Source organism: Streptomyces sp. SM1 (assembly GCF_002910825.1).
In the GTDB taxonomy this organism is placed as follows: domain Bacteria; phylum Actinomycetota; class Actinomycetes; order Streptomycetales; family Streptomycetaceae; genus Streptomyces; species Streptomyces okerensis.
This window is the reverse complement of sequence record NZ_NEUB01000829.1, coordinates 25,292-33,271: the sequence shown is the minus strand read 5'-3', so window position 1 is coordinate 33,271 and position 7,980 is coordinate 25,292. Positions and strand designations below refer to the sequence as shown.

The following is a 7,980-nucleotide window of genomic DNA, read 5'->3' as shown; positions in this document are numbered from 1 at the left end:
CCGGCGGTGGCGGTGGTGCGGCTGCTGGGGCTCGATCCGTTCGACGCCACGGCGGTGCTGGCGCGCCTGGCGCCGGAGACGGACGCGGTGGTGGAGGCCGCGGTGGACGCGGCGGGGAGGGTCGCCGGGGAGGGGGTGGACGTCCTGCCCGCGGCGTCCGCTCCGCTGCTGGAGGTGTCCGCGCAAGCGCACGCGGGGTGGGGGGTGCGGTTGTTCGCCACGTAGGGGCGGTCGCCCCCGCCGCATCGTCCCGTCGCGTTGCCGGGGGCGCCGCGCCCGGCCCCCTGTCGGCCTGATCGGCCCCGTCCTCGCATCGCCGGACGGGCTGGATGATGGAGACGCCCTGTGCATCTCGACCACTCTCTTTCCCCCCTCGGACCCGGTGCCGTGGGGGCTGATGTCCGGCGGCCCGACGGTTCTCGGCGGGCGCTGCGGATCGGGCTCGGAGGACCCGTCGGGTCCGGGAAGACGGCCACCGTCGCCGCGCTGTGCCGGGCCCTGCGGGACGAGGTGTCCCTGGCCGTCGTCACCAATGACATCTACACCCGCGAGGACGCCGAGTTCCTGCTCCGCGAGGCCGTCCTGCCGCCCGAGCGGATCACCGCCGTGGAGACCGGGGCGTGCCCGCACACCGCGATCCGGGACGACATCTCCGCCAACCTCGAAGCGGTGGAGGACCTCGAGGAGGAGACCGGCCCGCTGGATCTGATCCTCGTCGAGTCCGGTGGGGACAACCTCACCGCCACCTTCTCCCGAGGGCTCGTCGACGCGCAGGTCTTCGTGATCGACGTGGCCGGCGGGGACGACATCCCGCGCAAGGGCGGCCCCGGGGTGACGACCGCGGACCTCCTGGTCGTCGACAAGACCGACCTCGCCCCGTACGTCGGCGCCGATCTCGCCAGGATGGCCGCCGACGCCGGGAGCCGGCGGGGCCGTCTCCCCGTGGTCCTGCAGTCGCTGCGCGGCGGGGCCGGGGTGACGGAGGTGGCGGACTGGGTGAGGGAGCGGCTCGCCGCGTGGACCGTGTGAACACCGCCGGTGTACGGGCCGTCGCCCGGATTCGCGCCCGCGCCGACGGCCGGGGCGGGACCTGCCTGCCGGTGCTGGAGAGCGACGGGCCACTGGCCCTCAGACGGACCCGGGGGAGCCCGGCCGAGGCGCATGTCCTGCTGGTCGGCGCGATGAGCGGTCCACTCGGCGGGGACCGCCTCACGGTACGGGCGGACGTGGAGCCGGGTGCCCGGCTGCGCCTCGGGTCGGCCGCCGCCACCCTCGCGCTCCCGGGCCGGCACCCGGACGCGGCGCGCTACGACGTACGGCTCACCGTCGGGGCGGGCGGCGAACTGCACTGGCTGCCGCAGCAGCTGATCTCCGTCACGGGAAGCGGGCTGCGCCTCACCACGGACATCGGCCTGGCCCGGGGGGCCCGGCTCGTGTTCCGTGAGGAGCAGGTGCTGGGGCGGGCCGGAGAGCGGCCGGGAACGCTCACCTCCCGTCTGACCGTGCGGATCGCGGGGCGAACCGTCCTCGACCAGGAACTGGCCTGCGGCCCCGGAGCGCCCGGCGGATGGGACGGGCCCGCCGTGCTCGGCGGGCACCGGGCCGTCGGCCAGCTCGTCGTCGCGCGACCGGAGTTCGACGAGAACCCGGTCGCCGCGGGAGAGCTGGGGGAGGGCGCGGCCGTCCTGCCGCTTCCCGGTCCCGCGGTGCTCGTGACTGCCGTGGCGCCGGACGCCCTGCGGCTGCGGCGCCTTCTCGACGAGGCGCTGTCCTCCCTCGTTCCGCCACGCGGCTGACGGCGGGCGCCCCGAGCACTCCGGCCGCCCTCCGCCGGCCGCGTGCCCGCGGATTCAGCCCCGCGGCAGACGCGGGAACCGGCGCTTCTCCTCCGCCTTGCGCTCGGCGTCCTCCGCCTTGGCGACCGCCGCGTACTTGTCGACGTACTCCTGCTCGGAGAGGGAGAGGACGGCGTACATGATCTCGTCCGTGACGGCGCGCAGGACCGCTTTCTCCTTCTCCATCCCGGCGTAACGCGAGAAGTCGAGCGGTTCGCCGAAGCGGATCACCACGGGGTGGATGCGGGGAATCACCGTGCCGGGCGGCTGCGCCTCGAACGTGCCGATCATCGCGCAGGGGATCACCGGGACGCCGGCCCTGAGGGCCATCACCGCGACTCCGACCTTGCCCTTGTACAGGCGGCCGTCGTGCGAGCGCGTTCCCTCCGGGTAGATGCCGAGCAGTTCGTCCTTGCCCAGCACCCCCAGTCCCTCCCGGATGGCGGCCTGCCCGGCGTCCTTGCCGGAACGGTCGACGGGGATCTGGCCCGCGCTGCGGAAGAAGAACGCCGTCAGCCGGCCCTTGAGGCCGGGGCCGGTGAAGTACTCGGCCTTGGCGAGGAACGTGATGCGCCGTTTGAGGACGGCCGGCATCAGGAAATGGTCCGAGAACGACAGGTGGTTCCCCGCGACGATGGCGGCACCGGAGGACGGAACATGCTCCAGGCCCTCTATCCGCGGCCGGAAGACCAGTCTCAGCAGCGGGCCCAGCAGTACATATTTGAGCAGGTAGTAGAACAAAAGCACGCTCCTCGACTCTGACGAACGGGCAGTGCCACCGCGTTCCAGCAGGTCATCCGGCACGTCACGAGGTGCCAGTCTAGGACCGGGCGGCGCGGCCCGGCACCACGTTCGACGCGACCGGAAGCCACCGGGCGCCCCGCGGTGGCTGAACGCCCGTCAGCGCGCCAGGGAGGGCGAGTAGGCTCGCGGTATGCGGATCTCCGTCTCCTCCGACATGGACGAACCCGTGGCCCGCGCCCTCCTCGCCGAACTGCGCGAGCGCGGCCACGACGTACGCGTGCACGGCGCCCTCAGCCCCGGGGACGATCCGCAGTGGGCGGTCTGCTCCGAGACGGCGGCCCGTGAGGTCGCCGACGGAGCGGCCGACCAGGCGGTGGTGTGCTGCTGGACCGGCACCGGCGCCTCGATCGCCGCGAACAAGGTGCCCGGCGTACGGGCCGCGCTCTGCGCGGACGCCTACACGGCGGACGGCGCGCGCCGCTGGAACGACGCCAACGTGCTCGCCCTCAGCCTGCGGCTGACGTCCCCTCCGCTGCTGAGGGAAATCCTCGACGCCTGGTTCGCGGCCTCGCCGAGCGACGACCCCGACGACCGGCGGAACGTCGAGCGGACGGCCCGGCTCGACCGCGCGCGCACCGGCACCTGACGCGCGTACCGGCACCTCACGCACGGAAGACCGCTGCCGTCCCTCGCCGGTCACCGGATCACTCCGGCGGCGGGGTCAGCGACTGCTCCGCCCAGATGATCTTCCCGTCGGGAACGAACCGGGTACCCCATCGCTGCGCCAGCTGGGAGACCAGCAGCAGTCCGCGCCCGCCCTCGTCCATCGCGCGGGGGTGACGCAGATGGGGTGCGGTGGCGCCCCCGTCGTGCACCTCGCACACCAGCGCCCGCTCACGGATCAGCCGCATCCGGACGGGCCCGGAGGCGTGCCGGATGGCGTTGGTGACCAGCTCGCTGACGATCAGCTCCGTGGTGAACACCAGCTCGTCCAGCCCCCACCGGGACAGCTGCCGGGTGGCCGTCCGCCGGGCCTCGGCCACCATGGCCGGGTCCGCCGGCAGGTCCCGGACCGCGACCTGTTCCGGGTCGAGACGCTTGGTACGTGCCGTCAGGAGAGCCACGTCGTCGTACGGGTGGGCCGGCACCAGCGCGTCGATGACGGCCCGGCAGCTCGGACCGAGGGCCCCCGGTGCCCGGGCGAGCGCCTGCCGCAGCCGCTCCCGGTCCGTATCGGCGGACCAGGGACCCTCACGGGCCAGCAGACCGTCCGTGTGCAGGGCGAGCGTGCTGCCCTCGGCCAGGTTCAGTTCCACCGCCTCGAACGGCGGGCCGCCCACACCCAGGGCCGGGCCCTGCGGAAGATCCACGAAGGTGACCGTGCCGTCCGGTGCCACCACCGCCGGCGCGGGGTGTCCGGCGGCGGCCATCGTGCACTGGCCGCCCACCGGGTCGTAGACCACGTACAGACAGCCGGGCCCGAGGGACCGGCCGGGGGCGTCCGCCCCGGGTTCCCCCTCGCCGCCGTCCCACGCCGAACGGGAGGCAAGGTCGTCCAGATGGGCGAGCACCTCCTCGGGCGGCAGGTCGATTGAGGCCAGTGTCCGTACGGCCGTGCGCAGCCGCCCCATCGCCGCGGCGGCGTCGATACCGTGCCCCGGCACCTCGCCGACGACCAGGGCGACGCGGGCACCCGACAGCAGGATCAGGTCGTACCAGTCACCGCCCAGACCGGTCAGCTCGTCGGCCGGGCGGTAGTACGCCGACACCTCCACGGCGTCCTGCTCCGGCAGCCGGCGGGGGAGCAGACTGCGCTGGAGGACCAGTACGGCGTCCCGCTCCCGGGTGTAGCGGCGGGCGTTGTCCACACAGACGGCGGCACGGGACACGAGGTCCTCGGCCAGCGCGAGATCGCCGGCGTCGAAGGGGTCCTCGCGACGGCGGCGGAAGAACGTGGTGACGCCCAGGGTGACGCCCCGCGCCCGGATGGGGACGACCATCACGCTCTGCAGCCCCAGCTCCAGGAAGGTGGACTTCCGGTCACCCGGCGCCCCGCCGGCCCACCCCAGGGCCAGCGGGTCGAGCTGCTCCTGACGCCAGGACCGGCCCGTGGTCAGGCAGCGCACGGGCGGTGAATCCGCCAGATAGGTCATGACCGCCCCGGTCTCCACCTCCCCCCGCGGCAGGTCCTCGTACCGAGAGCGGTGCCCCGCGTGGCGCAGGGGGACCCGCGCGGAGGCGCTGAGCGGGCCCGGCGGCAGCTCGGCGCCGCGCAGCACCGTCTCCAGCAGGTCCACGATGACGAAGTCCGCGAGCCCCGGCACGGCGATGTCGGCCAGTTCCTGCGTGGTGGTCATGATGTCCAGGGTCCGGCCGATGTACTGGCCGGCCCGGTCGAGCAGGGCGAGCCGCTGACGGGCGCGGTGAGCCTCGGTGACGTCCACGACCGTGTAGTACACGCCCATCGGGCTGCCCCGGTCGTCGTCGAGGCGGGTGAAGGACAGCATGTGCGCGGTCTCGCGCAGCGGTGCCGACCGCACGCGGCCCACGTGCTCGTAACCGACCACCTGTTCGCCCGTCTCGAGCACACGGCGCATCTGCGCCTCGACGGCATCGGCGTTCAGCCCCGGCTGGATGTCGGCGAACCGCAGGCCCAGCCGCCGCTCGGCCGGTCCGCCGCCGAACTGCTCCAGCGCCGCGTTGGACCACACGAAACGCAGGTCCGTGTCCACGATCGCGATACCGATCGGCGTCCCGGCCACCATCTGCTCCAGTACGGACCGGCTCATGTCCCGGCCGGCGGAGCCGGCCGGCTCGGAGAGCAGGACCAGCAGCGACGTACGGCCCCGGGGTTCCACGGCATGCGTGAGCCGCACCATCACCGCGACCCGGTGCCCGTCCCGGTGCAGGGCGGTCATCAGCCCCACCCAGTCCCCGTCGGACCGGCACCGCTCGACCGCGTCCGGCACCCGCTCGGCGTCGTCGGAGGTCAGCAGCTCCCCGAACTTCCGGCCCACCACCTCGGCCGCGCCGTACCGAGCAGCCGTTCGGCGCGACCGGTCCAGCTCGACACCATGCCGTGCGGATCGAGCAACAGGGGAGCCGCGTCGGCCACGTCGTACCCCTGCCGGGCACCGTCCTGCTCCTTGTGTCCGCCCACGGCCGACCTCTCTGTCGCTGACAGTGGTCTACCACCCCTTGTCCCCATCTTCACCCTTGGAGCCGGGCGGGGGCTCCCTGGACGCGTCAGGGCGATGCCGTCCCCCACCGGGGCCGGCGAGGGACGGCGGGGCGGTTCAGGCGTTGCCGGCGAGCACCTTCTCCAGGGTGCCGAGGGCGCCCCGGAGCTCCTCCGCCGTGATGGTCAGGGGCGGGGCCAGCCGGATGGTGGAGCCGTGGGTGTCCTTGACCAGGACGCCCTCCCGCATGAGGCGCTCGCTGACCTCGCGGCCGGTACCGATCGCCGGGTCGACGTCCACGCCCGCCCACAGCCCACGGCTGCGGAATCCGACGACACCCCTGCCGGTCAGCGTCCGAAGACCCTCGCGCAGCACCTCGCCCAGTTCCGCCGCCCGGCGCTGGAACTCACCCGTCTCCAGCAGTTCCACCACGGCCGTGCCGACCGCCGCGGCCAGCGGATTTCCGCCGAACGTCGACCCGTGCTCACCGGGGTGCAGCACCTCGAGCACCTCACGCCGGGCCACCACCGCCGACACCGGGACGATGCCGCCGCCCAGCGCCTTGCCGAGCAGGACCATGTCCGGGACGACCGACTCGTGCTCCACGGCGAGCGTGCGCCCGGTGCGGCCGAGGCCCGACTGGATCTCGTCCGCGATGAACAGGCACCCCTCGCGACGGGTCACTTCCCGCACCCCGGCGAGATAGCCGTCGTCCGGGATGATCACACCCGCCTCGCCCTGGACCGGCTCGATCAGCACCGCCGCCGTCGTCTCGTCGACCGCCTCCTCCAGCGCCGCGAGATCGTTGTACGGGACCACCCGGAAGCCCGGGGTGAACGGCCCGAACCCGGCACGGGCGACCTCGTCCGTCGAGAAGCTCACGATCGTCGTCGTACGGCCGTGGAAGTTGTCCGCCGCCACCACGATCGTCGCCCGATCGGCCGGGACGCCCTTCACGTCGTAGGCCCACTTGCGGGCCACCTTCACGGCGCTCTCCACCGCCTCCGCGCCGGTGTTCATCGGCAGCACCATGTCCAGTCCCGTCAGCGCCGCCAGCCGCTCCGCGAACTCCGCGAGCCGGTCGTTGTGGAAGGCGCGGGAGGTCAGCGTGAGCCGGTCCAGCTGGCGGTGCGCGGCCTCGATCAGCGCGGGGTGCCGGTGGCCGAAGTTGAGCGCCGAGTAGCCGGCCAGCATGTCGAGGTACCGCCGGCCCTCCACGTCCTCCACCCAGGTGCCCTCAGCGCGGGAGACGACCACGGGCAGCGGATGGTAGTTGTGCGCGAGGACCGGCTCCTCCGCGCCGATCAGTTCGGCGGACGTACGCGCGGGGACGACAGAGGTCATGAGCGGATCTCCTGAGTGCAGCACTTGATGCCCCCGCCCGCCTTGTGGAACTCGGACAGGTCGACGGGGACGGGAACATAACCGCGGTCGGCGAGCAGGCCGGCGAGATGCGTCGCCTCCGGTGAGACGAACACGTGGCGTCCGTCGGAGACGGAGTTCAGACCGAACGCCATCGCGTCCTCACGGGTGGCGGTCACCGCGTCCGGATAGAGCCGGGCGAGCACCTCACGGCTGCCCGGCGAGAAGGCGTCCGGGTAGTACGCGACGTTCTGCTCGTCCAGCACGAACAGCGCCGTGTCCAGGTGGTAGAAGTACGGATCCACCAGCGTCAGGCCGATCACCGGCACACCGAAGAACTCCTGCACCTCGCGATGCGCCTCCCGGGCGGTGCGGAACCCGGTACCGGCGAGGATCCAGCGCCCCGCGGGCACCAGGTCGCCCTCGCCCTCGCACACCGACTCCGGGTGCTGGACGTCGAAGCCCCCGGCCTTGAACCAGGCCTCGTACGGCACCGACTCCGGGCGCCGCTCGGGCGCGAGATACCGGGAGCCGAAGACGCGGCCCTCCACGACGACCGCCGCGTTCGCGGCGAACACCATGTCGGGCAGTCCGGGCTCCGGCTTCACGGTCTCCACGGTATGACCGTGGTCGCGGTAGGTGTCGACCAGCGTCCGCCACTGGCGCCGGGCGAGGGGGAGGTCGACGGGACGGTCGGGACGCATCCAGGGGTTGATCGAGTACCGGACGGCGAAGTGTCTGGGTTCGCAGACGAGGTAGCGCCGCCGGCGCGCCACACGGGATCCGGGCACAGAGGGGTTCCTCCGCTTCCACGCGGTGCCGACAGGGGGTGTCTCCACGGTAGGAAGCCACCGGGACGG

6 protein-coding genes and 2 pseudogenes are annotated in these 7,980 nt (G+C 73.2%); 4 read left to right on the top strand and 4 right to left on the bottom strand.

Going from position 1 to position 7,980, the window contains the following annotated elements; translation table 11 throughout:
• From B9S61_RS26335 to B9S61_RS26325, 3 genes and pseudogenes are all read left to right on the top strand, one after another.
• A pseudogene (locus B9S61_RS26335) lies at positions 1-225 on the top strand (urease accessory protein UreF); the annotation flags it as partial.
• Positions 226-345: 120 nt separating this feature from the next.
• Positions 346-1,029: an urease accessory protein UreG gene (ureG, locus tag B9S61_RS26330; RefSeq protein WP_103544468.1), complete on the top strand. Its 684-nt coding sequence runs from the start codon at positions 346-348 to the stop codon at positions 1,027-1,029.
• Positions 1,026-1,796 (top strand): urease accessory protein UreD, encoded by a 771-nt coding sequence (locus tag B9S61_RS26325; RefSeq protein WP_374936243.1) that lies wholly within the window; start codon positions 1,026-1,028, stop codon positions 1,794-1,796. The genes ureG and B9S61_RS26325 overlap by 4 nt, the downstream gene beginning before the upstream one ends.
• A 54-nt stretch (positions 1,797-1,850) precedes the next feature.
• Here the strand turns inward: B9S61_RS26325 and B9S61_RS26320 are convergent, their stop codons facing one another.
• Positions 1,851-2,576: a 1-acyl-sn-glycerol-3-phosphate acyltransferase gene (locus B9S61_RS26320; RefSeq protein ID WP_103544466.1), complete on the bottom strand. Its 726-nt coding sequence runs from the start codon at positions 2,574-2,576 to the stop codon at positions 1,851-1,853.
• 193 nt (positions 2,577-2,769) lie between these two features.
• Between B9S61_RS26320 and B9S61_RS26315 the strand changes: the two genes are divergently transcribed.
• The gene (locus B9S61_RS26315) at positions 2,770-3,225 is read left to right on the top strand and encodes an RpiB/LacA/LacB family sugar-phosphate isomerase (RefSeq protein WP_103544465.1); all 456 of its coding nucleotides are present in this window, start codon (positions 2,770-2,772) and stop codon (positions 3,223-3,225) included.
• Between the two features lie 58 nt (positions 3,226-3,283).
• Here B9S61_RS26315 and B9S61_RS26310 read toward each other — a convergent pair.
• From B9S61_RS26310 to ddaH, 3 genes and pseudogenes are all read right to left on the bottom strand, one after another.
• A pseudogene (locus B9S61_RS26310) lies at positions 3,284-5,739 on the bottom strand (SpoIIE family protein phosphatase).
• A gap of 136 nt (positions 5,740-5,875) precedes the next feature.
• Complete coding sequence (rocD, locus tag B9S61_RS26305) at positions 5,876-7,102, bottom strand: ornithine--oxo-acid transaminase (RefSeq protein ID WP_103544464.1); 1,227 nt, start codon at positions 7,100-7,102, stop codon at positions 5,876-5,878.
• On the bottom strand, positions 7,099-7,911 hold the full coding sequence (ddaH, locus tag B9S61_RS26300) for a dimethylargininase (protein ID WP_103544463.1): 813 nt from the start codon (positions 7,909-7,911) through the stop codon (positions 7,099-7,101). The genes rocD and ddaH overlap by 4 nt, the downstream gene beginning before the upstream one ends.
• Positions 7,912-7,980 lie beyond the last annotated feature (69 nt).